The sequence below is a fragment of the Granulicella sp. L56 genome, assembly GCF_009765835.1.
In the GTDB taxonomy this organism is placed as follows: domain Bacteria; phylum Acidobacteriota; class Terriglobia; order Terriglobales; family Acidobacteriaceae; genus Edaphobacter.
In genome coordinates, this window is the sequence record NZ_LMUS01000001.1 from 439,297 (window position 1) to 462,224 (window position 22,928).

Below are 22,928 nucleotides of genomic sequence, written 5' to 3' on the forward strand. Positions count from 1 at the left end.
CTCGACCGAAGCGCAGCGGAGTGGAGAGACCCCTGTATTTCGCACTTGTCTGTGTCATTGCCTCATCCAAACCAGTGCAAATCGCCGCGAAGCCTTCCGCGGAGGGATCTCTTCCATAGCAGCCGCTCCTTACGCGAGCTGTCCCATCTTGCCTGCCTTGTAGTCCTCTACAGCCTGCACCAGCTCCTCCCGCGTGTTCATCACAAACGGCCCATAGCTGGCCACCGGCTCCTGGATAGGCTCTCCGCTCAGCACCAGCAGCGTCGAGTCCTCCTTCGCCTCAATGGCAACACCGATCCCCGACTGGCTCAACGTCGCAATCCGAGCCTCGCCCATCAGCGAGTGCGCTCCATCAATGGAGACATCTCCCTTCCTCAACACAATCGAGGCATTATGCCCCTCCGGCAAGGGAATCTCGACTTTCTCTCCAGCCTTCAACACCACGTCAAACAGATTGACCGGCGTAAAGGTAAGGGCAGGCCCTTTGACTCCGTTGAACTCCCCCGCGATCACCCGTGCATATCCGCCCGTCCCAAACTCCACAACCGGAATCTGCTCCTTCGTAATCGCCTGGTAGCGAGGCTTCGACATCTTCACCGCCTTGGGCAGGTTCACCCAGAGCTGCACCATCTCAAAGGTCCCTCCCTTGCGGGCGAACTCCTTCTCATGCATCTCCTCGTGCACCACGCCCGAAGCCGCCGTCATCCACTGCACGTCTCCAGGGAAGATCACCCCCGAGTTCCCCGCCGAGTCGCGATGTTCCACCGAGCCTTGGTACGCAATCGTCACCGTCTCAAAGCCACGGTGCGGATGCTGCCCGACTCCCGGAGTCTTGCCCGACGGCTTGAACTCATTCGGTCCCGCATAGTCGAGCATCAGGAACGGATTGACCTCCGCTTCCAGCCCATTCGACGGAAACAGGTTCCTCACCGGAAAGCCGTCACCAACCCAGTGGTTCGATCCCGGTCCATATACGCCCAGCACTTTTTTCTGCTCTGCCATCACTTACTCCTTCCGGCGTCCTTCAACGCCACTTGCCTTCACTTACCTGAAAAATGAAAGATAAGAAAACGAGTTGATCAAAATTGTCATCCTGAGCGCAGCCTCTCGCCGTCTTATCGCGAGAGGCGCAGTCGAAGGACCTGCGGTTTGCTCGCAGCTTCGACCCGCTCCCATCTCAAAACTTCCCCTCGGCCAGCCGTCCTAACCGCCGCAAAGACTCGATCAGCGCTGCCCTCTCCTCCACCGGGAACCCGGCGACTGCCTCTTCCATCGCTTCGCGGTGTTCGGCAAACGCCCTCTCGATCAACTCTCTTCCGGCATCGGTCAGGTGAATAATCCGCGACCGCCGGTCCTCCGCGTCGTCCTGCCGAGTCACGAGGCCACGCGCCTCCAGCCGGTCGACCGCCGCCGTCATCGAACCGCTGGTCAACAACACCTTGGCTCCAATCTGCTTCACGCTCAGCGGCCCGCGATGCAGCAGCGCCTCCAGAACCCCGAAGTCGCTCTGCCCCATCCCAAATCCGCCGATGTTCCGCATCGCATGGGCCTCGAGCGAGCGCATCGCCTTCCAGAGGACCAGCCAAAGATGAATCCCGCTGGTATCGGTCTCGCTTCCGGTTTTTGTGAGATCATTCATGTCTTGTTATAAAGATGCTTGATATCAAGATAAAGATTCAAGAAAGATACCGGACTGCAAAATCACTGTCAAAGAGTTTCAGGATGCCGATTGGCGGAGTCGTGCCAGCGGCGGTGAGCCCGAGGTCGAATGCGAGAATTTAGTTCGATACTAAATAGTTGAGGTATTCAACTATTTAGTATCGAACTATTTAACAACGGACTGGAAGAGCGGTGAGCTGAGCAGCCCGGCGAACTCACTGTCGGAGGAAGAGTAGTCCACGGTCAACGTCCCTGAGTTGGAATCGATCGTAGTCCGCTCCAGCGCCGACTTCTCCATCTGGCTGCCGGACGTCTTCTTCATAATCAGCATGCCCTTCATCAGGGTGGCACAGGTCGCCGCCGTCATCGTGTCGGACATCACCACCGCCATGTCGAACTTCACCCCGTTGTCGAAGTCCAGGGTGTAGCGCGAGCTCTTCATCCGGTTGCGAACGGTGTCGTAGTCGGTCAACTGCGCGGCGTCGCCCAGCACGCTGCGCATCATCGTCTGCGTGCCTTTGGCGTCGAGCAGGCTCCAGATCGCCCGCTGGTCCACCGTTCCCATGTCGTTGACCATCTCGCCGTTGCTTAGAAAGTTCGGAATAATACCGTCCCGCGCGTCAATTGCCATCTTGACCGCAGCCTTGTCGCCGAAGACCATTGTGGTCTGGTCCAGAAAAACGACGCTCGTTCCGGCCGATCCCATGGGGTAGATGGTGTTATTGCGGACCACGGTCGTCTTGGCCTTGCTCTTGGCAAAGCTAGCCAGAATGGATTGCGTCTGAAACTGGCCCTGCGCGATGCCGACGGTCCTGGTTCCCTGCCCGCTCGGGTCTTTGAACGACGCAAACGCCAGTACGTCGGCGTCCTTGTCCACGTTGAGCTTGGCATTCTTCAGCGCCGTCTCCAGCCGCTTCAGCTCGGGCGGCAGAACCTGCTCCTTGAGCGCCATCGCGGCACTCGAGTTCTGCATGGCACGGTAGTCCACGACGATGATCTGCTGGACATCTTTAGGAATCGCCGACTTGGCGTCACTCGACAACTCAGCCGCCTGAGAAAAGGTGGCCGAAAGGGCAAGCACAGCGATGGGAAGAAGGTGACGGTACAGGATACGCAATGAAGTAACTCCTTGGCCGCGGGGTTTTGCGGCCCAACCCTTCTATTCTTCCGTGAAACACGGCGAGACGCAAGCAATAGGGCTCCCACTTTGGACGCACCCTGCGAAAGAAGGTTGGGTGAAGTATTCAAAACAGGCATCTTCGCAATACCGGGGCCGCAAAAAAACGGCCCCGGCATCCCGTTTTATTTAGACAAGCCCGGCACGTACCTCCACTGCCGCCTGACAGAGATTGGTAAGCGCTTCAATCGTCTCCGGCCAGGCGCGGGTCTTGAGACCGCAGTCCGGGTTGACCCAGAGCTGCTCCGGCCGAAGCACCTCAAGCGCCAGTTGCAGGAGCCCGACCATCTCCTCCTTCGCCGGAACTCGCGGCGAATGAATGTCATAGATACCCGGCCCGATTTCGTTGGGGTAACCATGCCGCTTGAACGCATGAAGCATCTCCATGCGCGACCGCGCCGTCTCCATCGAGATAACGTCTGCATCCAACGCAGCAATCGACGACAGGATGTCTTCGAACTGGCAGTAGCACATATGCGTATGGATCTGCGTGCCATCCGTAACGCCGGACGTAGCCAGCCGAAACGCTTTGACCGACCAGTCAAGGTAAGCTGGCCACTCCGACCGCCGCAGCGGAAGCCCTTCGCGCAGCGCAGGCTCGTCCACCTGAATGACGCGGATGCCCGCCGCTTCGAGGTCTTGAACCTCTTCGCGTAAGGCCAGCCCGATCTGCCAGGCAACGTCCCTTTCGGAAATGTCGTTGCGAACGAACGACCATTGCAAAATGGTGATGGGACCGGTAAGCATTCCCTTCATTGGCTTAGTGGTGAGCGAGTTGGCATAGCTGCTCCACTCGACCGTGATGGGACGGGCTCGCGAGACATCGCCATAGATGATCGGCGGCTTTACACAGCGCGAGCCATAACTCTGCACCCAGCCGTTCGAGGTGAAGGTAAATCCGGCAAGATGCTCGCCAAAGTACTCGACCATGTCGTTGCGCTCGAACTCGCCATGGACGAGAACGTCGAGCCCAATCTGCTCCTGTTCGCGGATGCATTCCTCGGTCTTCTGTTTCAGAAAATCGTTGTACTTCGCATCCGAGATCGTGCCTTTCTTGTGTGCGGCTCGCTGCTTGCGAACCTCCTGCGTCTGCGGAAAGGAGCCGATGGTGGTTGTCGGCAGCAGAGGAAGACCAAGCTCCTGCCGTTGCACAGTGACACGCTGTTTGTAAGGCGACTTGCGCCGGAAGGCTCCTTCGGACAGTGTGGCGAGCTGTCCGCGAACGACCTTGTTAGTGCTGCTCTCTGCGACAAGACGGTCTTCGTGGCGACGGCGATTCTCCGCAAAGGCTGCGGCAGCTACTTCAGGTCCCTGCGCAAGTTGGACAAGCTCTTCCACCTTTTGCTTTGCGAAGCTGAGCCAGCTCAGCACTCGCGGATCGAGCTTGTCTTCATCGGCGGTGTCATAAGGAACGTGCAGCAGCGAACAGGATGGCGCAAGCTGCAACCGCTCTGCACCGATCTTTGCGGTAACGGAAGCAACGACCTGATGCAGTGCCTTCAGATCGGCGAGCCAGATATTACGGCCATCGACGCATCCAAGGCTGAGCGTCTGATGCGATTGCAACTGTTCAACCACTTCAGCAACTTGCTCAGACGCTCGAACAGCATCAATATGCAATCCGGCAGTGCCAAGCGAGCAAGCCAGTTCGAGATTGTCGCCCAGCTCGCCAAAGTAAGTCGTCAGCATCAGCTTGAGCGGAACGCTGGCAAGCTCGGCGTAGGCGGAGCGAAACGCCTCGGCATAGCCTTCAGGAAGATCGGTGACGAGAGCAGCCTCATCGATCTGAACCCACTCCGCGCCTGCTGCGGCAAGCTCGCCCAGCACCTTGCGATAAGCGTTCAGGAGTCGAGGCAAAAGGTCCAACGGATCGATGCCATCGACGGCTTTACCAAGCAGCAACAAGGTAATAGGACCTATCAAGACCGGCCTGGTTGCGATACCGAGGCTTTTCGCTTCGGCAAACTCGGCCAGCAGCTTTGTCGTGTAGGGCGTGAATGCGAGATCGTCGCTCCACTCCGGGACCAGGTAGTGATAGTTCGTGTCGAACCACTTGGTCATCTCCATGGCAGTCTGCTCGTTGCTGTTGCGTGCCATCTGGAAGTAGCGGGTGAGCGTGACTGGTCCAGCGCCGAAGCGTGACGGAGTTGCACCGATGAGCACCAGCGCGTCGAGCACCTGATCGTAGAACGAGAAGTCGTTGCTGGGAATGACATCGAGACCGGCATCTTTTTGTAGTTGCCAGTTGCGCTGTCGCAAGGTCTTTGCGGTTGCCAGCAGATCGGTCTCGCTCAAACGGCCGCGCCAGAAATCTTCCAGCGCGAATTTAAGCTCGCGATGGCGACCGATACGTGGATATCCCAAATTTGCGGTTACAGGATTTGCAGTTGATAGTGAAGGCGATAACATTGTGTGGGTTCCTCTCCTGATGAAACGAAGGAACCACCTTATGCGCAGGCATCGTCGCTTCCGCAGTAGCGGAGTCGACGGAACATTGGCAACCGGCCCATACTCGAGACCAGTGTCCTCAGCGCAGCCGCAGTGGGAGACGCAACGTCTCTTCCGCGGTGGTGGCGGCGGGCCGGTCTTCGGACTTTGGGCTACCTACTAAACGCCGCTTCCCATTCTTTTTCAAGAACAGTGCTTGGCCAGGGCCTTGCGTTGTTCGTTCCCATCACCGCTGCGAGTCAGCGCCGGAATCTCACCGGCTTCCCGTTTAACAAGACCGAGGTCTTGCACCTGCACATCTTTCACTTTACATCAGACGGAGGCCACGCGAGCGGCTGCTCCAACCGCCGCTCCAGAACTTTGAGCGCAGGATCGAAGCCGGTGATCTGCTTTACCCACTCCGAATCCGCTTCGTAGGCCTCTTCGGGAATAAGGCCGATGAGTTCAGCGTCGTCGATGAGAACGCCGTGCCGCTGCGCGAGATGCTGGATCGTCGCGTGAATGTGTCGCATGGGAGTGATGCGGAATTCGGTGATGTTCATGCTCACCTGGGCGCGGCCATTGGCGACGACGCCGATAGCCTTCACTCCATGCAAACCACCATTCGAGGCGCGGATGTCGCGAGCGATGGCGCGTGCAGCGGAGATGTCCGGCTGGTGCAGATGCACGTTGTAGGCGATGAGGAAGTTCCGCGCTCCAACAGCGGAAGCGCCTGCCGTCTCGTGCAGCCCTGGCCCGCCAATATCTGGGCTGCGGGATGAATCACGGCGCGTTGCTTCACGCAGTCCCTCGAACTGGCCTTTGCGTACCTCTTCAAGCTGGACGCGATCGGGACGTGCGGCGGCGGCTCCGTAAAAGTAGACAGGAACGCCGTAGGTTCTCCATATCAGCAGACCTGCCTGCCGCGCCAGCACGGCGCACTCCGCCATCGAGATGCCGCTGACGGGGATGAACGGGACGACGTCCGCAGCGCCGATGCGAGGATGAACGCCTTTCTGCTTGGTGAGGTCGATCAGCTCTGCCGCCTTGCCGACAGACTTGACTGCTGCCGCAATCACCGCTGCCGGTGGTCCTGCAACAGTGATGACGGAGCGATTGTGCGCCGTATCGAGCGACCAGTCGAGCAGGCTTACGCCTTCGACCTGCATCGCCGCGACGATTTTAGCTACCTTCGCCGGATCGGTACCTTCAGAAAAGTTGGGGACACACTCGATGATCGCGTCAGGATTCATAGGCCCGTCTTACTTCCACCAGGAATAGCCGATCGTGAATTGGACACTGGCATTCACTCCGGGGTTTTTGTCGCCGAGCGAGGCCGAGGAGATATGCACCGCGTTGGCGCCGAAGTCGATGGAGCGGCGAGGCCGAAGGAAGTAGTGAACCCCGACGCCTCCCTGCGGAGTGAAGTTCCACACGCTGGCGTCGGTGTTGGGGCCGTCGTTGAAGACACTCAGAGGCTGGCCGCCAAACGCTGGGTATTTGTGGTTTGTCCAAAGAACCCCTCCCGCACCTTGTATCCATGGTGAGATGCGGCGTGTACCGGTAAAGTTCCAACGCAGGATGATGGGGGTGATGGAGATACCGCTGTAGGTTCCGCCTACGGTGTAGAGGGGCGAACAGGACAGGTCAGGCGAGTTGGGGGCAGTCGTGCAGTTGGCGCGCTGGAACTTCGGCGTGTAGGACTGCCAGAAGGGGAAGACCTCGACCGCATACTCGAAGTTACCGTGCAGCGGGCCGGGCAGATAATCGCCGGTGAGGACTTTTCCCGCATGAACACCAGCCATCAGGAATTTGAAGCTGTTGCGGTCCTCCGTCAAGCCGACTCCGCTCTGAACGAGCACGCCCAACTCTAACGGCAGTTTGCCGGAGTTGGCGTGGAAAGGGTTTGCGTCGCTGTTTGTCGCCAGAGCCTGCGCGGTTGCGAAGTGAGCAGAGAGTGCAAGAGCGAATATCCCGATGAGTGGTCTTGCTATGCCGCGAAATCCCTTGGTCACTATGTCGCTCCGTTTGCCACCTGTTGCAGAAGAAAGGCCGCCGATAAGCGGCGGCCTGATGTGAATCGTTGACCGCTTTGGTTAATGTCCTGCATTTGCCATCGCAGCTTCATCCATGTCGAAGTTGGAGTAGACGTTTTGCGTGTCGTCTAGATCTTCGAGCACTTCCAGCAGCCGAATCATGGCATTTGCCTGAGAGCCTTCGAGCTTGGTGTAAGTCGAAGCGATCTTGGTGACCTCGGCGTGCTCGGGCGTGATATTCGCGGCCTTCAGCGCGTTGGTGACCGCCTCGAAGTCCTTGGGGTCGCAGAGCACTTCCCAATTTTCGCCTTCGTCGCTCAGGTCTTCCGCTCCGGCGTCGAGGACGATCTCGGTAAGCTTGTCCTCGCTAGCTGCCGATTTGGCGATGACGATGACGCCTTTTTTCGAGAACATCCAGCCAACGGAATTGGATTCGCCGAGGTTGCCGCCATTCTTGGAAAAGGCATGGCGAATTTCGCTGACGGCACGGTTCTTATTGTCGGTGAGCACATCGACAATGACTGCTACCCCGCCGGGACCGTAGCCCTCGTAAGTAATCTCCTCATAGGAGATGCCTTCGAGCTCGCCGGTGCCGCGCTGGATGGCGCGCTTGATGTTGTCGGCGGGCATGTTCTCCGCCTTGGCCGCGACGATCGCGCCACGGAGACGGGGATTGCCGTCTGGGTCGCCGCCGCCGCCAGTTTTGGCAGCGATGGTGATTTCCTTGATCAGACGGGTGAAGATCTTGCCACGTTTGGCGTCAAGCGCGCCCTTTTTATGCTTGATTGTGGCCCATTTTGAATGGCCGGACATGTACTACCTCAGTGGTGATTTTGCCGAAAACCCATCCGTTGGCGAATCCCGGCGACCTTGTGAGTTTAGCACGCTGAGGACGCCTTAGAGTACCTCTGGAGCCAGCAGGTCACGCATGGTTTCGCGGCGGCGAATGAGCCTGGCGCTTCCCTCTTCGACCAGAATCTCGGCTGGACGAGGGCGGCTGTTGTAGTTACTGGTCAGGCTCATGCCGTAGGCCCCGGCGTCGAGGATCAGGACCAGATCACCCGGCTTTACGGCAGCAAGAACACGGTCGCGAGCGAAGAAATCACCCGACTCGCAGACTGGGCCAACGATGTCCGCCATGATGGACGGGGTCGCGGTGCGCGGCTGTTTGATGGGGAGGATCTCGTGGTGCGCGTGGTAGAGCGAGGGGCGGATGAGGTCGTTCATTCCGGCATCGGTGATGACGAAGGTCTTGGAGCCGTTCTTCTTGACGAAGAGGACGCGGGTTAGCAGCGCTCCGGCCTGGGCCACGATGAAGCGGCCCGGCTCGATGATGAGGTGGGCAGATTCGGTGGCGAGACCTTTGCGGAGAGCAGCGGCGTACTTCTGCACCTGCTGCGCTGGATCGAAGGCAGTGGTGCCGTAGTCGATGCCGAGGCCGCCGCCAGCGTCGATGTAGCGGATATTGTGGCCATCGCTCTTGAGGTCGGCGATGAGGGCGGTGACGCGAGCCGTGGCTGCGGCGAAGGGATCGACCTTGCGAATCTGCGAGCCGATGTGGACGCTGACTCCGGCGGCGTCGAGCCACTTTGACTTAGACGCTTTGCGGTAGATCGCGCGGGAGGCCTTGATGTCGATGCCGAACTTGTGCTCGCTGAGGCCGGTAGAGATATAGGGATGGGTGTCGGCGAAGACGTCGGGATTGACGCGAAGGGCGAAGCGCGCGCGGATGCCAAGGGTTTCGGCGCGGGCGGCGAGGAGGTATAGCTCGGCCTCGGACTCGACGTTGAAGAGGAGGATGTTGGCCTTGAGAGCTGCGTCGATCTCCCAGACCTGCTTGCCTACGCCTGAGAAGACGACCTTTGCCAGTGCAGGCCTGTGCGCCTTGCGGACGCGCTCCAGCTCGCCGCCGGAGACGATGTCGAAGCCTGCTCCATGCTGCGCGAGCAGGCGAAGGATGGCCAGAGACGAGTTGGCTTTGACCGCGTAGCAGATGGTATGCGGCTGGCCTTGGAAGGCCTCTTCAAAAAGCCGAAAGCGTGCGGAGATCTGCTGCGCCGAGTAGACGTAGAGCGGGGTGCCGTGATCTTCGGCGAGGGCGGAGAGGTCAGCCCCGTCGCAGTGAAGCGTGCGGTTGCGATAGGCGAAGGGACGAGGGCTAGCTTTGGGTTCAGCTTTTTTCAGGGTCAAAACTTAAATGCTCTTCATGGAGACTGGATAGGATTCCTGCGGGATGATGACCCAGGCAGCGATGTAGGCCAGGGCTCCCACGCCGGTAAGAATGATGAACAATGCCGTAACGATCCGCACCACGGTGACATCCCAACCGTACTGGAGAGCGAAGGCAGCGCAGACGCCGGCAATCATTCGGTTGGTAAGCGGCCGGGTCATCCGGGGCGCGGACTGGTAAGCGTTCGCCGTAAACGGGGCAGAGTTGATGGTGGCTCCGCAGGCCGGGCAGAAACGGGACGACGATTCGATGGGCTTTCCGCAATGGCTACAGAACATGGGAGTCCTCCAAAGGACGACTAAATCGCAGCGAACTCTATTTTGCCATAGTTACGCATCTTTTATTCGTCTGGTTCCCTGGCATTTATTTACCCGCGTAAGGGGCTTTCAGGTACTTGCGCGCGGTATCGGCCTGCGACTGGTCGCCGCCTCCGGCGCTGGCCTGCTCGTATTGCCTGATCGCTTCCGGGCGGTTGTGGAGCAGGTCGAACATCTCACCTGCGTTCAATTGGGCACGGCGGCGAAGCCAGTCGCTGCAGGTGGGCTGCGCTGCGGCTTCAAGATAATTCTTTGCAGCGGCGGCGATATCATTCTGACCGCGTTGCGTGTCGGCGAGGCCAAAGTAGGTCATGTGCAGACGCGGATCGTAGAAGTAGCCCGGCTTCGCAGCGTCCACGAGGATGGCTTTGTAGGCAGCAATCGCAGCCGGGCCGTTGCCGCTGTCCTTGGTAATGTTGGCCACTTCGAGGCGGAAGAGATAGTCGTGGGGAAATTGCTCGGCGAGTCCCTGCTCTACGACAAGCGCCTCGGGGTAACGGGCGTCGTGACGCAGGAAGAGGGAGAGCGCCGTGCGCGATTCGACCGGAGTGACCACGCCCTGCGCGGCGGCTTCGCGAAGCATCTGCAGGCCTTTTTCCTTACTGCCGTTGACTCCGGCGATGCCGACCATGATGCGCAGCAGGCGCGGCAGGCTGGCCACGGCGAACTGTTGAATGCCGATTGCCATCTTGGCGTCTGCATAGCCGGGATCGATCTTGAGCGCCTGCTCGCTGTCGTTGCGGGCGGCGAGTCCCTGATGTGCCGCCGAGACGTAGCTGTGGTCGACCAGCGTGATGAATGCGGCGTGTATTCCGCGAGCGTAACCGCGGGCAAAGTAGGCGTTCTTGTCGTTGGGGTTCTCGTGAATCAGCTTGTCGCAGATATCGATGGCGCCATTGGTAAGATCTTCAATGCGCTGCCGCGTAGCCTCGGAGACGGGGACCTCGCGCTTGGAGCTGAGGAAGCTGTTGTGCGCATAATAGGTGGTATCGAGTAAATCCTGATGATAGAGCTCGCGGAAGACGATCGTTGTGAGCACGTAGTCGATGGCCATCGGATTATGCGGATTGGCCTTGAGCACAGTCTCGAAACGGGCAAGGGCGCCGTCGTAGTCGAGGTTGTAGAAGTCGACGCGGGCCTCTTGAACGAGCGGCGAGAGGTTAATGGGGTCGGTATGGTCGGCCCGGTTATAGGTCTGTGCGCCAGCCGACGCGGTCAACACGAGCAGCAGCAAAAGAGAACTTAGAATCGCTGGGGTAGGCGGTTTGAGTGTCATCGTTTCCGGGAAATAGTTTCGGGCCTATCGGTTGCGGAGGCAGGAGGCACCTCTCTATAGTGTTGGACGGCTCGTCACCGTAAACTATACAGTTGGACTCCTGTACTAGAGATAGATACTGCATAAGCTTCAGGATAAAACGGACTCTATGACACGGTTTCAACTGCTTCAACTGCTGATTGGCCAGGCCCGGGCAAACGGCTTCGAGCTTCGCAAGTGGTACACCGGCAGTCTTGGATTGCCATGGCAGCACACGCGCCATGCCATTGAGATGCTTTCGGCGGAGAAGCGCTACTATGTGCTGCTGTTCTCGCATGAGTTCGCGTCCTCGTTCTGGAAGGGCGGCGAGCTGATGACGTTTCAGGTGCCGTCGCAGACCTTTCAGCGCCGCATGGCCGATGGGACCGTTGGCACGGTGAAGCGCAAAGGGTATACGCGGCGCAATACGCGCGAAGATGCATGGCGCTACCATCTTCGCGAGATGGCCGTGTCGGAGGATCCGCTGCGCTACATGCGGCGATTTGTGCGAGTCGAGGACGAGCTCGAAGACGAGACGGCTGCTCCGAGCCCGGAACATGAGATCAAGACCGCCAAGAGCTAGCCTTCCACGTCATGCAGAGGCTTGGAAAAACGTGGCAATTTGAGATATTTCTGCACATCTCAAATCGCCGGGATTACAAAACTTGCGACATAACTTTCCCTCGCGATAATCCGATGTCCTAAACTAGAACTCAATGTCCATTCAAACCATCCGCCCCGCCCGCACGCTGCAAGGCTCCGTCACGCTGCCTGGAGACAAGTCCATCTCCCACCGCTATGCCATGCTCGCCGGCCTCGCCGAAGGCACCACCATCCTCTCCAACTTCTCCACCGGCGCCGATCCGCACTCCTCCCTCGCCTGCATGGAGGCCCTTGGCGCGACCGTCGTCAAAAAGGACAAGACCATCGAGGTTACCGGGGTTGCCGGTGCATTCTGTCAGCCGGAGCACCCGCTCGACTGCGGCAACTCCGGCTCGACAATGCGTATGCTGGCCGGTTTGATTGCCCCTCATCCACACACCTTCACCTTGATCGGCGACCACTCCCTCACCATACGGCCCATGGAGCGCATCCGTAAGCCACTCTCGAAGATGGGCGCAGAGATCCACCTGACCGGCGGCGACGGAGCCGTAGGCGGCCACGCTCCCATGACCATCATCGGCGGCCCGCTCACGGCCATCGACTTCGACACGCCGATCCCCTCGGCGCAGGTCAAGACCGCCGTCCTCTTTGCCGGACTTCAGGCCAACGGCACCACCAGCCTCACCGAGTCGGTCCGCACCCGCGACCACTCCGAGCACGCCCTCAAGGCGTTCGGCGCAACCCTCCACCGCGAGGGCGACAAGCTGAGCATCCCCGGCGGCCAGAAGCTTAAGGCCATCGAAGCCACTGTGCCCGGGGATCTCTCGTCGGCTGCCTTTTTTCTTTGCGCGGCGCTGCTCTTCCCTGACTCGAACCTCATCCTCGACTCGCTGGGCATGAATCCCACCCGCGCTGCCCTGCTCGATGTCATCACCGAGCTTGGCGGCAGGATCAAGGTGCTCAACGTCGAGGAACATCACGGCGAGCTGATCGGCACCATTCAGGTCAACACTACGCCCGGCGGACTCAAGGGCATCGCCATCGCCGGTGCGCTCTCTGCCCAGCTCATCGACGAATTGCCTGTCATCGCCGCGATTGCACCCTACACTCGCGAAGGGATTACGATCCGCGACGCCAAGGAGCTTCGGGTGAAGGAGTCCGACCGCATCGCGCTCGTCGCCAAGAACCTCAAAGCCATGGGAGCCGAGTTCACCGAGCACGAAGACGGTCTCACCATCCCCGGCAATCAGCAGCTCCACGGCGCACAGATCGATTCGGGCGATGACCACCGCATTGCGATGGCCTTCTCCATCGCCGCTCTCAGAGCCACGGGCGACACGGAGATCCACGGGGCCGAGGCAGCAGCTATCTCCTTCCCGGAGTTCTTCACGTATCTCGATTCACTGGCGCAGCGTTAGAGCGGTTCTCCTCCCGATGTAGTTTTGGTGATTCGAGCAAAACGCAGATTCCCTTCGGGAATGACAAACAAAGGAAGCTATCCCTGTCCCTTTGGAATGACAAAGGAAGCTACGCCTGAGAGGAAATAGCTGTAAGTTCAATAGCACTTGTAGCTTTCGACAGAAAACCTCGCCACCACGGCGAGGTTTTTGGTGCCAGTCACTTTATCTTTCAGTGCTGCCTCTTCAACTGCGGTGATCGACTTCAGAGACACTTGCCTGAAGACGCTTCTCCCGCTGTGCCGGGTTCGCAGGGTGAGCCTGCAATAAATCCGTAAGCGAAGCGATCACAGCGGACGCCTTTATTTCATCGAGCTTGTAGTCTGCCGGGACCTCGGTGCGATCTTCCCCGCGCAGAATCCTGACATTGGCCACCTGCAGAGGGAGCCACTCGAGCGGCTTCTGCCACGAAGGCCCCATGACCACCATGGGCACTCCCACTGCTCGGCCAACATGCATTGTGCCGGTATCGAGCGACACCACCACATCGCTCAGCGCCAGCAGCGCCGCAAGCTCTGTCACCGAGGTTCTGCCCGTCAACGACGTTCCGATACCGCCCGCAACCTGCCAAATGCGCTCGACCGCCGCAGTATCGGCAGGCGTGCCGACATAGGCGATTGCGCATCCTAGAACCTCGTGGGCGTGCCGAATCACCTCTACAAATCGATCTTCGTGCCAGCCGGTTCGCTGTCCCCCGCTGCCCTGCGTGACCAGAATCAGCAATGGTTTCCCCGAGGGATTGATCTCCTGAGCCATGGACCGGGCAGTTGCGACATCGGCCTTCGAGAAGAAGACGCGCGGCTCAAAGTGGCCTGCTCCAGCGCCAATCAGATCGGCAAGCCGCAGATTGTTGTCGATCTGGCTGCGTTCTCCCAAATAGCGCAAGGGCCGCTGATAAAGCTGCGGCGCAAGGGTAAAACCGCCACGCCATCCGCTTCCGGCCAGAAAACTCAGCAGAGCAATGCGGGTACGCTGATCGGAGGTTCCGGTGAAGGTGCAGTCGGGCTGCAACTTCCGACGTTGAAGTTCACTCCGTAATGTTTTGGCGGCATTCGAGAGATCGGATAAGGGATCGGGCGTTTCGATCAGATGATCGATTGACGAGTTATGACGGAGGACGGCCAGCCCGAGACCTCGCGTTGCAACAGTCACCGTAATCTCGGGCCGAGACCGCTTGATCGCCTCGTAAACCGGGGTGAGATGAACACAGCATCCGAGGGGAAGAAGATATTCGAGAAAAAGTACGCTCTTAACTTTGGCTGGATCGACCGTTACCGCACGTCCACGGAGCAGACGCTCCGATGCCATGACGGCACCGGCAGAGAGACCCATCAGGTTCTTTTTCAAAGACATGCCCTGCTGTTCTCCCGTGTTTCCAATTACATTTTGTAGCGGCCCATGTCGTCGTCGTTCAGATTTTCCAGCCATCGCCGCATCTCATCGGCATTGACGGTTTGCGAACCGCTGGCGGCCTGTTTCGAGTTTTCAAGCACCTGACGATTAACGTAGATGGGGCAATCCCAGCGCAGAGCGAGGGCAATCGCATCCGATGGACGGGCGTCCAGAGTTACCGTTTCGCCTGCATGGTCCATCCAGATGACGGCGTAGAAGGTGTCGTCGCGCAGCTCGGAGACGACGACCTTGTTGACTTGCGCGTTGAGTCCGCGAGCGAGATTTTGAAGCAAATCATGCGTCATCGGTCGCGGTGTTGCTGTCTTTTCGAGTTCAAGAGCGATGGCGTTTGCCTCGAAGATGCCCACCCAGATGGGAAGGACCAGATCGCTGGCGACGTCTTTCAGCACCACGATCGGCATATTGGTGACGGGGTCCATCATGAGACCGCGAATCTGCATCTCGACTTCGGCCTGAGAACCGGAGTCGGCAGGTTGGTGCACTTCGGCCTGATCGCGTGGTTTCATCAGCTTGCCACTGCCTCGCCAAGGAGGCTGTTGGGGAAGGTTTGGGTGATGCGGACGGAGACGTAGCTTCCGGTTGCGGGAAGAATGGGCTGCGTGGTGGTGAAGTTGACGGTCTTGTTCTGGGTGCTGCGGCCTATGACCTGATTGCGCTGACGGTTATGGCCTTCAACCATAAGTTCCATTACTTCACCAAGATGGCGCTCATAGTTTAAGCGTTGGGTCTCGCGCTGGCGGTCGAGGAGGATTTGCAGCCGCTTCACTTTGACTTCTTCCGGGATGGAGTCGGCCATGGTGATGGCAGGTGTGTTGGGCCGGGGTGAATATTTGAAGGCAAAGATGGCGTCGTAGCCGACCTCTTCGAGCAGAGTTGCGGTCTGCTCGAGGTCTTCCTCGGTCTCGCCGGGAAAGCCGACGATGATGTCCGACGTGATGCTGATGTTGCGCTTCGCCGCTTTGATCCAGGAGATGCGTTCGAGATACCAGTCACGGGTGTACTCGCGCGACATGGCGTGAAGGACAGCGGTGGAGCCGCTCTGGACCGGGAGATGGACGTGATCGCAGAGGGTGGGCACGGCGTCGATGACGTCCACAATGTCCTTGGTGAAATCGCGCGGATGCGAGGTGGTGAAGCGCACGCGGCGGATGCCGGGAATGCTGCCGACAGCGGCCAGAAGTTCGGCGAAGGTCATCTTCGCGGAGGGATCGTGGTAGGAGTTGACGTTCTGGCCGAGGAGCTGGATCTCGGTAAAACCGGCATCGGCCATGCGAATGGCTTCGTCGAGCACGGAGTTCGCGGTGCGGCTGCGCTCTTTGCCGCGGGTGTAAGGGACGACGCAGTAGGCGCAGAACTTGTCGCAACCTTCGATGATGGTGATGTAGCCGCGATGAGGGTTGGTGCGGGCGACGAACGGGGTCTCGAAGGTCTCGTCGGTCTGACGGTCATCGAGGCCGGTGATGCGCTGCTCCCCTGCTTCGAGGCGGGCGAGCATGTCGGGCAGGTTGCGATAGGACGCCGAGCCGGAGACGAGCGAGACATAGGGCGCCTTGTCGAAGATCTTTTCGCCCTCCTGCTGGGCGACGCAGCCGAGGACGGCGAACTTTTTGCCCTCCCCCTGCAGCTTCTTGTACTCGTTGAGGCGGTGAAAGACTTTTTGTTCGGCTTTGTCACGGATTGAACAGGTGTTGTAGAGAATTAGACCGGCGTCGGCTTCGTCCTGCACGCGGGCATATCCCTGCTGCTCCAAAGTGCCGATGACTTTTTCGGAGTCATGGGCGTTCATCTGGCAGCCGAAGGTTTCGATATAGAAAGTCTTGCTCACAACTACAGTATAACGGCTGGAAAATATGGAATTTGATTATTGCGAAACCGGCTTGGATATTCGGGTGATGGATGCAATATGGATGATGTCATTGTTCATTTGGCCTGTAACCCTTACTTCTTCAGCAGCAAAGTGGGAGACTTGTTGCTGAGGCTCGACCTCGTAGACTTTGTTATCGACCCAAAGCCCATACTTCGATCCCCGCTTTACACAAAGCCGAACACATGCCCGGTCAGGGCGCATGGTAGACGTACGCTGACAATGGGTGCCGCAGTGGGTATCGGTAACGAAGCCATCCCAAGTCTTAACGGTAATAATATACTTGACAGACTATAGTCAGAGTTGTATCTTAGAAACATGGAAACGCCTAAGACACTACTCGAAGCCATCAACTTCTTCTCAGTTTACGAGAATTGCCGTCAATTCATGATCGCTATTCGCTGGGCTGATGGTGTTGTTCGCTGCCCTTATTGCGATGCCACCAAGCTGACCTATCTGGAGAAGGCGCGAGTGTACCGCTGCTATGGCGACCACGCAAAGCAAAAGTTCTCCCTCAAGGTTGGCACCATTTTTGAAGATTCGGCTATCGGTCTTGAGAAATGGCTTCCCGCTGCATGGCTCCTATCGAACTGCAAAAATGGCATCAGCAGCTATGAGCTTGCGAGGGCGCTTGGCGTCACGCAGAAGTCGGCATGGCACATGCTTCACCGTCTGCGGGAAGCAATGACGGATGAGACTGGCAAGATCGGCGGAAACGGTACGCCTGTAGAGTGTGACGAGACTTTCATCGTTCCTAAGACTCAGAAGATGCATAAGGCCAAGCGCATCCAGTACCACGCTACAGGCGGCTCTAAGGCTGTTGTACTGGGCATGTTGGAGCGTGGTGGCCGCGTCAAGGCTGCGGTGATCCCTGCACGTCATAAGATGCATATGAACCCTGTAATGACGGCAAACGTGGAAGCGGGAGCAAATATCATGACTGATGAGTTTGCGACCTATGGCGTACTCGACACGCCTTATAACCGTGAGGTCATCACTCACGCGATGGAGTACGTCAATGGCCACATCCACACACAGGGCATTGAGAACTTCTGGGCGCTATTGAAGCGTGGTCTTCGTGGAACCTATGTCAGTGTGGAACCCTTCCACCTTGACGCCTACGTGAAAGAGCAGGTCTTTCGTTACAACAATCGCAAGGACGCGGACGACTTCACGCGCTTTGCAACTTGCATGATGGGCATACAGGGAAAGCGCCTCACCTATCAGGCGCTCACGCAAAGGCCGAGTGTGGTCTAAGAACGGGCAGGGCCGGGGGAAGCGGTCTTAGGCTTTGCCGGAACTATTTTCCTCATCAGATCGGTGAACGCTCCGAAATCGCCAGCGGTCTTCATCGTTTCTGTTTTCGGTGGCCTTTTTGCCGGGTCTTTCCATTGCTTTTTCATGCCGCGATTGTACCTTTTTTAGGGGATGACGGGTGGTTGCATGGCCGTTCGGAAGTTCATCGGTGTTCCTCACATGAAAAAGGGAGGCACGCGGCCTCCCTTTGGATATTCGCCTCTCGGCACGCAGCCAAGAGAATTTTTGAAACTGTGCGAAGATTACATAAACCTAAAGGGGTTCGCAATACCCCAAGCGGGCAGACTCCAAACCTTTGGCTCCCACGGCTCCGTTACGCGCTTTTTAGCGTAACAGGAGCGCATCCAAAAAACAAGCATAAAAATAAATGTGGCACTATGTTCCACAGGTAGCCAACATTTGCTTTTTTAGCCAATTATTGATTTAACGAAGCGCCACTGCCCTATTCCAGCGCATTCACTACATGATCAGGTCAAATATGCTGCGGCCATTGTGTTTAGTGCCCATTAAGCATATAAGGGTATTCCGAAATTGGACGATATATAAATTGAGCTTAAGACCGGTTACCGTCATTGAAGCGTTCTACAAAGCCCTACAGGTTGGGCTTGAAAAATTTGGCGACTTCTTGAGGGAATTGGCCGTCCTATTGCTAGTGTTTATACCGATTGACTATTGGAAGGTTGGTCTTTCATGGCCGAGATTCTATGCCGTATTTGGGGCTAGCGCGGGAATCTTTGGTTTCGGGCTGATGTGCGAATATGCGGCGATTGCCGTCAAACGGTACAGAGAGTTGTACGAAGAGGAGATGGGAAAATGGTTCAAACTCACATCATCCAGCTAATCGTTGGGGTTCTTGGCTTTGCTACTCTAGGCGTGATTGTGGGATCGCTGTTAGCAATCCGCAAGCTGAAGGAAAAGACTGAAGAGGTCAAGAAGCACCGCATTGAAGTAGAGATAAGCCGGTCTGAGCATAAACATGATAGCGACATGATGCCCGCACATCGGTAATTCTCTTCCTAAATTCCTGCAATCAATTGCAACGAAAAACCTCGCCTCGACCTAGGCGGGGTTTTCTGTGCAAACTATGCTGCCCTGTCACGGTGTTCATATCTTCGTCCTTTCTTCGTAGTCAGTCAAATCTGTTATTACCGTCTTAACGGTTTGTGAATGCGCAAGATGACCGACAGCAAAAAGAAGTGCTACGCAGAGATAGACCTTCATCGTCTCGCCCCTTTACGGCAGCAATCTTATCAAAATCTGATTTTGAGGGATTTGGTAGCGCCACCGGGGCTCGAACCCGGACTCTCAGCCTTGAAAGGGCCGCGTGTTAACCAGTTACACCATGGCGCCGTACACAGAATCTTCCGTTGCTTCGACTATATTCCGCTTGCAGCTTCTTAAGCGAAACGCATTCGGAAGGAAACAGATTTGGTAGCGTTACCGGGGCTCGAACCCGGACTCTTCGCCTTGAGAGGGCGACGTGTTAACCAGTTACACCATAACGCCAGAAGGGAGGAAGTTCTCTGCTGCGATGGGTTAAGTATAGCAGAACTTGGGGGTGTTTTAGTGGAGAACAAGCAACTGCAAAAACCAAATATGGGGGTTCTTCGCTGCGCTCAGAATGACAAGCGGAAACAACGGCAACTGCAACCGCAGATCCCTACGGGATGACAAACAAAAAGACAGGCAACTACAACGACAGAAGCAAAACCTGCGCGACGCGAATACGGCGCGATTTACAGGCCGAGTTTTTTGACCTCGTCGTTATAGTACTTGCGGTAGAGGATGTCCCACTCCTGCGAGCCTTCCATGATGATCTTGCGCTGCGAGGCGATCTTCAGCCGGGCCGCTGCGTCGATCCTGGTCTCTTCGAGGAGAAGCTTTTCGAGGGCCTTGCGGGCCTCCTGCCGGATGGTATTGCGATCTTCGAGAAAGTCGCACTCGGGAATCTCGGCGAGGGTGTCGGCTATGGTGTGGGCGAGCTTATTGAGTTTGTCGCGGGAGATTCTCACAGCACCGCCTTGTACTTGCGGGCCAGCTCGTTCTTCACCTTTTTGAACATCTCGGGGTAGCTGGCTCCGGTCTTGAGCATGTCGTCCTGGAAGGCTTCGAGGATGACGCGAACTTCGTCGTTGATACGATCCTCCAGCGCCAGTTCTTCGATCATGGCGGCTGTAACCCGCTCCTCGAGAACAGCAGGCTTGGCGGTTTCGATCATCTTCTCGGCAACGAGGTGCTTGAGGGTCTGGCGCGCCAGATATCCAACGTAATCTTTAGAAAAAATCATTGACTTTCACTCGAATATATCATGCGTGTCTATCACTTGTAGCGGACCTTCGCCGAGGCGCTACTTCTGTTTTGGCGCTGGCCTGTGTGGGCAATGCTCGGTATTGAGGCAGGTTGCGGGGAGGCGCAGGCGCTCCACGGGACGGCCATGCAGTAGATGCTCGGTGACAATTTCATCCACGTCTTTAAGCTGGACAAAGCCGTACCAGACGGCCTCGGGATAGACCACCACGGTTGGGCCGTGTTCGCATTGATCGAGGCAGCCGGACTCGTTGGCGCGGACGAGATGCTTGAGGCCAGCGTCTTTGAGGGCGTCCTTGAAGGCGGATTTGAGCTTTTTGCTGCCATGGGGAAGGCAGCTCGGACGGGGCGCGGATTCGTCGCGCTCGTTGGTACAGATGAAGACGTGATGTTTAAATTCCGGCACGGCTGGATTTCCTGTTCCTGGTCTCGTTTTGCAACGGCGGATCGTGCGGGCCTCGTAGCTTTCTGAGACAATATGAGATCGATGCAACCAGACAATCTTATCTCGCTTAAAGACGACATGATAGCGTTCATCGCTGGCCATGGGATGCGCCGGCTGAATGCCTATGTCACCGAAGACGTTCCCACCGTCCTATTTGAAGAAGAAAACCCGGACGGATGGAAGGATTTTGTCGAACATGCGAAGGCGGCTGGCGCTCCCTTTGTGACGATGAGCGAGGTGGTGCTGGAGAAGTCGGACATTGCGATCCTGCTCGAACAGATTCGCGATCAGACGTTTCCGGACGATGAGGCCGCGGAGCTGGACGACGCTGAATACCTGGTCAATTACGTGGGAAAGATCGGCTATCTGCAGCTCGGGTTTGCACATCAGGGCGTGATGTTCGTCTTTGAGGTTGCCACAGACTGGTATGACCGTTTTCAGGACCTTCTGGAGACTGTGTCCGAGCTTGGCGGCATTGTGCTCGATGACCACGAGAGCGACGAGTAGGCAAAATGATCTCCGCCCAGAATGGGCTTCGACAGGAATGGGCAGTCGCTTCGCCTGATGCCGATGTAGTGGGGCGGCTTGCGCGTGAATTAGGGTGCCCGGATGCCATTGCTGCGTTGCTTGTGTCGCGCGGCATTGTCGATGTAGCCGCGGCACAGACATTTTTCAATCCCTCTCTTGATGATCTGATTGACCCGATGCTGATGCTCGGGATGCGAGAGGCAGTCGCACGAATCCAGCAGGCCGTTCGCGGGGGAGAGCCGATCCTGATCTACGGCGACTACGACGTGGACGGCACCACTGCCACCGTATTGCTGAAGACGGCAATCGAGCGCACAGCCACGAAAGATTGCCCCGCGGTCGTGACCTATCATGTGCCGCATCGGCTGCGCGAAGGTTACGGGATGCAAACCGGCGTGCTGGGTGCTGCTGCTGCGTCCGGGGTGCGGCTGGTGATCAGCGTCGATACCGGAATTCGAGCGTTTGCTGCGGCCGATGAGGCCAAAGCACTGGGGCTCGATCTAATTGTCACGGACCATCATCTTCCCGATGACGCGGTCGGGGTTCCTCACGCGATTGCCGTCGTCAACCCGGCGCAGGAGGGGTGCGGCTATCCCTTCAAGTCTCTTTGCGGAGCAGGGGTGGCTTTCAAACTCGCCCATGCGATTTTGTCTGCTGCCGCCGATACCGAGGAAGGTCGCGCGAAATTGCGGAACAGTCTGGTTCCCTCTTTTCTGAAGTTGGTAGCCATTGCGACCATCGCGGATTCGGTTCCACTGGAGGGAGAAAATCGGGTGATTGCGGCGCTTGGCCTGCGCGAGCTTCGGAACCCGGTGCAGCCCGGATTGCGAGCCTTGATGCAGGTGGCGCAGATACCGGCCAATCGCCCTCCTACAGCGACCGAGGTCGGCTTTCGGCTGGCACCGCGTATCAATGCCGCAGGCCGAATGGATATCGCGAGCGACGTCGTCGAACTCTTTCTGACCAGAGACGTAGAGCTGGCCTCTAAACTGGCAGAAAAGCTGAACCGGCTGAACGAAGACCGGAGGGCGACCGAGGCCAGGGCACTTGAGGACATTGAGGTGCAACTCGCCTCTTTGCGAGACGGTGACGGCACGTTTCCATCTGAGTGCATCGTTCTGGACGACCCGAGCTGGCATCGGGGGGTGCTTGGGATTCTGGCATCGCGAATCGTCGATCGCACCGGGCGTCCGGCGCTGGTGTTGACCCATGAAGATGGCCATGCGCATGGCTCGGGCCGCTCTATCGCCGGATTTCACTTGCTCGACGCTCTGACCGCGATTCATGCAGACGGCGAATTGTTTACCCGATTCGGCGGCCATACTCATGCTGTGGGCTTTTCCTTGCCCTCGGAGAGCGTTGCGACTTTACGAACGCGAATGCGGAACTATAGCTCGTCCATATTGGATGGACCGCTGCTTGCTCCGCCACTGGAGTGCGACGTCGAGCTTTCGTTGAATGACCTTACGCCGGAGTTCTTCGACTGGTTGACGCGCTGCGGCCCGTTTGGGATCGGTAATCGGGAGCCTGTCTTTGCAACTCGCGGAGTAACGCTGTCGGCTGACGTGAGGCTGATCAAGGAAAAGCATGTCTGCCTGCAACTGTGCCAGGGCTCCAACCCTGCACGATTTAGCGCATTGGGCTGGAGCCGCGGGGCGGTGGACTGGCCAGCGCGCTGTGCGGAGATGGAATTGCGGCGGGGCTCGATTGTGGATATCGCCTATCGGCTGAAGGGGGCAATGAATCCTCAGTTCCCCGGCCTCGAACTTGAATTACTCGACCTTAAATTGAGCTGAAGGCTCCGCACCCGACTATGTACCTGTTCGGAGACTCAAATTTTCCTGCTCCGTTTCC

Annotated in this window: 22 protein-coding genes, 2 tRNA genes and 1 riboswitch; of the genes, 6 read left to right on the plus strand and 18 right to left on the minus strand. The window is 57.7% G+C overall.

Features of this window, described 5'->3' with window-relative positions; genetic code table 11:
* Positions 1-129: 129 nt before the first annotated feature.
* The 10 genes from GSQ81_RS01850 to GSQ81_RS01895 form a co-directional block, all read right to left on the minus strand.
* The gene (locus GSQ81_RS01850) at positions 130-1,002 is read right to left on the minus strand and encodes a pirin family protein (protein WP_158909040.1); all 873 of its coding nucleotides are present in this window, start codon (positions 1,000-1,002) and stop codon (positions 130-132) included.
* A gap of 175 nt (positions 1,003-1,177) precedes the next feature.
* Positions 1,178-1,639, minus strand: coding sequence for a MarR family winged helix-turn-helix transcriptional regulator (locus tag GSQ81_RS01855; RefSeq protein WP_158909041.1), 462 nt, complete (start codon positions 1,637-1,639; stop codon positions 1,178-1,180).
* A 186-nt stretch (positions 1,640-1,825) separates the two neighbouring features.
* Positions 1,826-2,776, minus strand: a complete 951-nt coding sequence (locus tag GSQ81_RS01860; protein ID WP_158909042.1) for a hypothetical protein — start codon at positions 2,774-2,776, stop codon at positions 1,826-1,828.
* A gap of 189 nt (positions 2,777-2,965) precedes the next feature.
* Entirely contained in the window at positions 2,966-5,245 is a 2,280-nt protein-coding gene (gene metE, locus GSQ81_RS01865) for a 5-methyltetrahydropteroyltriglutamate--homocysteine S-methyltransferase (RefSeq protein ID WP_158909043.1), read from the minus strand.
* Positions 5,246-5,397: 152 nt separating this feature from the next.
* Positions 5,398-5,594: riboswitch (cobalamin riboswitch) on the minus strand.
* Positions 5,587-6,516 (minus strand): glutamate formimidoyltransferase, encoded by a 930-nt coding sequence (gene ftcD, locus GSQ81_RS01870; protein ID WP_158909044.1) that lies wholly within the window; start codon positions 6,514-6,516, stop codon positions 5,587-5,589. Its footprint overlaps the riboswitch before it by 8 nt.
* Before the next feature lie 9 nt (positions 6,517-6,525).
* On the minus strand, positions 6,526-7,278 hold the full coding sequence (locus tag GSQ81_RS01875) for an acyloxyacyl hydrolase (protein WP_254059933.1): 753 nt from the start codon (positions 7,276-7,278) through the stop codon (positions 6,526-6,528).
* Positions 7,279-7,359: 81 nt separating this feature from the next.
* Positions 7,360-8,112 carry a YebC/PmpR family DNA-binding transcriptional regulator gene (locus tag GSQ81_RS01880; protein WP_158909045.1) on the minus strand — a complete coding sequence of 251 codons (753 nt, stop codon included), beginning with the start codon at positions 8,110-8,112 and terminating at the stop codon, positions 7,360-7,362.
* Between the two features lie 84 nt (positions 8,113-8,196).
* Complete coding sequence (gene lysA, locus GSQ81_RS01885) at positions 8,197-9,483, minus strand: diaminopimelate decarboxylase (protein ID WP_158909853.1); 1,287 nt, start codon at positions 9,481-9,483, stop codon at positions 8,197-8,199.
* Between the two features lie 9 nt (positions 9,484-9,492).
* Complete coding sequence (locus tag GSQ81_RS01890; RefSeq protein WP_158909046.1) at positions 9,493-9,807, minus strand: PspC domain-containing protein; 315 nt, start codon at positions 9,805-9,807, stop codon at positions 9,493-9,495.
* Positions 9,808-9,892: 85 nt separating this feature from the next.
* Positions 9,893-11,122: a hypothetical protein gene (locus GSQ81_RS01895; RefSeq protein ID WP_254059935.1), complete on the minus strand. Its 1,230-nt coding sequence runs from the start codon at positions 11,120-11,122 to the stop codon at positions 9,893-9,895.
* Between the two features lie 148 nt (positions 11,123-11,270).
* Between GSQ81_RS01895 and GSQ81_RS01900 the strand changes: the two genes are divergently transcribed.
* Positions 11,271-11,723 carry a hypothetical protein gene (locus tag GSQ81_RS01900; protein WP_158909047.1) on the plus strand — a complete coding sequence of 151 codons (453 nt, stop codon included), beginning with the start codon at positions 11,271-11,273 and terminating at the stop codon, positions 11,721-11,723.
* 133 nt (positions 11,724-11,856) lie between these two features.
* On the plus strand, positions 11,857-13,161 hold the full coding sequence (gene aroA / locus GSQ81_RS01905; RefSeq protein WP_158909048.1) for a 3-phosphoshikimate 1-carboxyvinyltransferase: 1,305 nt from the start codon (positions 11,857-11,859) through the stop codon (positions 13,159-13,161).
* A gap of 225 nt (positions 13,162-13,386) precedes the next feature.
* Here the strand turns inward: aroA and GSQ81_RS01910 are convergent, their stop codons facing one another.
* The 3 genes from GSQ81_RS01910 to miaB are packed head-to-tail and all read right to left on the minus strand — an operon-like array spanning position 13,387 to position 16,438.
* Positions 13,387-14,553 carry a glycosyltransferase family 9 protein gene (locus tag GSQ81_RS01910; RefSeq protein WP_158909049.1) on the minus strand — a complete coding sequence of 389 codons (1,167 nt, stop codon included), beginning with the start codon at positions 14,551-14,553 and terminating at the stop codon, positions 13,387-13,389.
* A 26-nt stretch (positions 14,554-14,579) separates the two neighbouring features.
* Positions 14,580-15,119: a bifunctional nuclease family protein gene (locus GSQ81_RS01915; RefSeq protein ID WP_158909050.1), complete on the minus strand. Its 540-nt coding sequence runs from the start codon at positions 15,117-15,119 to the stop codon at positions 14,580-14,582.
* Positions 15,119-16,438 carry a tRNA (N6-isopentenyl adenosine(37)-C2)-methylthiotransferase MiaB gene (miaB, locus tag GSQ81_RS01920; RefSeq protein ID WP_158909051.1) on the minus strand — a complete coding sequence of 440 codons (1,320 nt, stop codon included), beginning with the start codon at positions 16,436-16,438 and terminating at the stop codon, positions 15,119-15,121. The genes GSQ81_RS01915 and miaB overlap by 1 nt, the downstream gene beginning before the upstream one ends.
* Positions 16,439-16,795: 357 nt before the next feature.
* Between miaB and GSQ81_RS01925 the strand changes: the two genes are divergently transcribed.
* Together GSQ81_RS01925 and GSQ81_RS01930 are read left to right on the plus strand one after the other, a co-directional pair.
* A complete protein-coding gene (locus GSQ81_RS01925) occupies positions 16,796-17,734 on the plus strand; it encodes an IS1595 family transposase (RefSeq protein WP_158909052.1) in 939 nt (312 codons plus the stop codon).
* Between the two features lie 873 nt (positions 17,735-18,607).
* A complete protein-coding gene (locus GSQ81_RS01930; RefSeq protein WP_158909053.1) occupies positions 18,608-18,802 on the plus strand; it encodes a hypothetical protein in 195 nt (64 codons plus the stop codon).
* A gap of 265 nt (positions 18,803-19,067) precedes the next feature.
* Here GSQ81_RS01930 and GSQ81_RS01935 read toward each other — a convergent pair.
* The 5 genes from GSQ81_RS01935 to GSQ81_RS01955 all read right to left on the minus strand — a co-directional run bounded on the left by GSQ81_RS01935 (position 19,068) and on the right by GSQ81_RS01955 (position 20,507).
* A tRNA-Glu gene (locus GSQ81_RS01935) sits at positions 19,068-19,144 on the minus strand.
* 79 nt (positions 19,145-19,223) lie between these two features.
* Positions 19,224-19,300: transfer RNA gene (locus GSQ81_RS01940), tRNA-Glu, on the minus strand.
* 230 nt (positions 19,301-19,530) lie between these two features.
* The gene (locus GSQ81_RS01945; RefSeq protein WP_158909054.1) at positions 19,531-19,806 is read right to left on the minus strand and encodes a DUF507 family protein; all 276 of its coding nucleotides are present in this window, start codon (positions 19,804-19,806) and stop codon (positions 19,531-19,533) included.
* A complete protein-coding gene (locus GSQ81_RS01950; RefSeq protein ID WP_158909055.1) occupies positions 19,803-20,081 on the minus strand; it encodes a DUF507 family protein in 279 nt (92 codons plus the stop codon). Before GSQ81_RS01950 ends, GSQ81_RS01945 begins: the two co-directional genes overlap by 4 nt.
* Positions 20,082-20,141: 60 nt before the next feature.
* Positions 20,142-20,507 carry a ferredoxin gene (locus tag GSQ81_RS01955; RefSeq protein WP_158909056.1) on the minus strand — a complete coding sequence of 122 codons (366 nt, stop codon included), beginning with the start codon at positions 20,505-20,507 and terminating at the stop codon, positions 20,142-20,144.
* An 81-nt stretch (positions 20,508-20,588) separates the two neighbouring features.
* Between GSQ81_RS01955 and GSQ81_RS01960 the strand changes: the two genes are divergently transcribed.
* On the plus strand, positions 20,589-21,053 hold the full coding sequence (locus GSQ81_RS01960; protein WP_158909057.1) for a hypothetical protein: 465 nt from the start codon (positions 20,589-20,591) through the stop codon (positions 21,051-21,053).
* Positions 21,054-21,058: 5 nt separating this feature from the next.
* Entirely contained in the window at positions 21,059-22,870 is a 1,812-nt protein-coding gene (recJ, locus tag GSQ81_RS01965) for a single-stranded-DNA-specific exonuclease RecJ (RefSeq protein WP_158909058.1), read from the plus strand.
* Positions 22,871-22,928 lie beyond the last annotated feature (58 nt).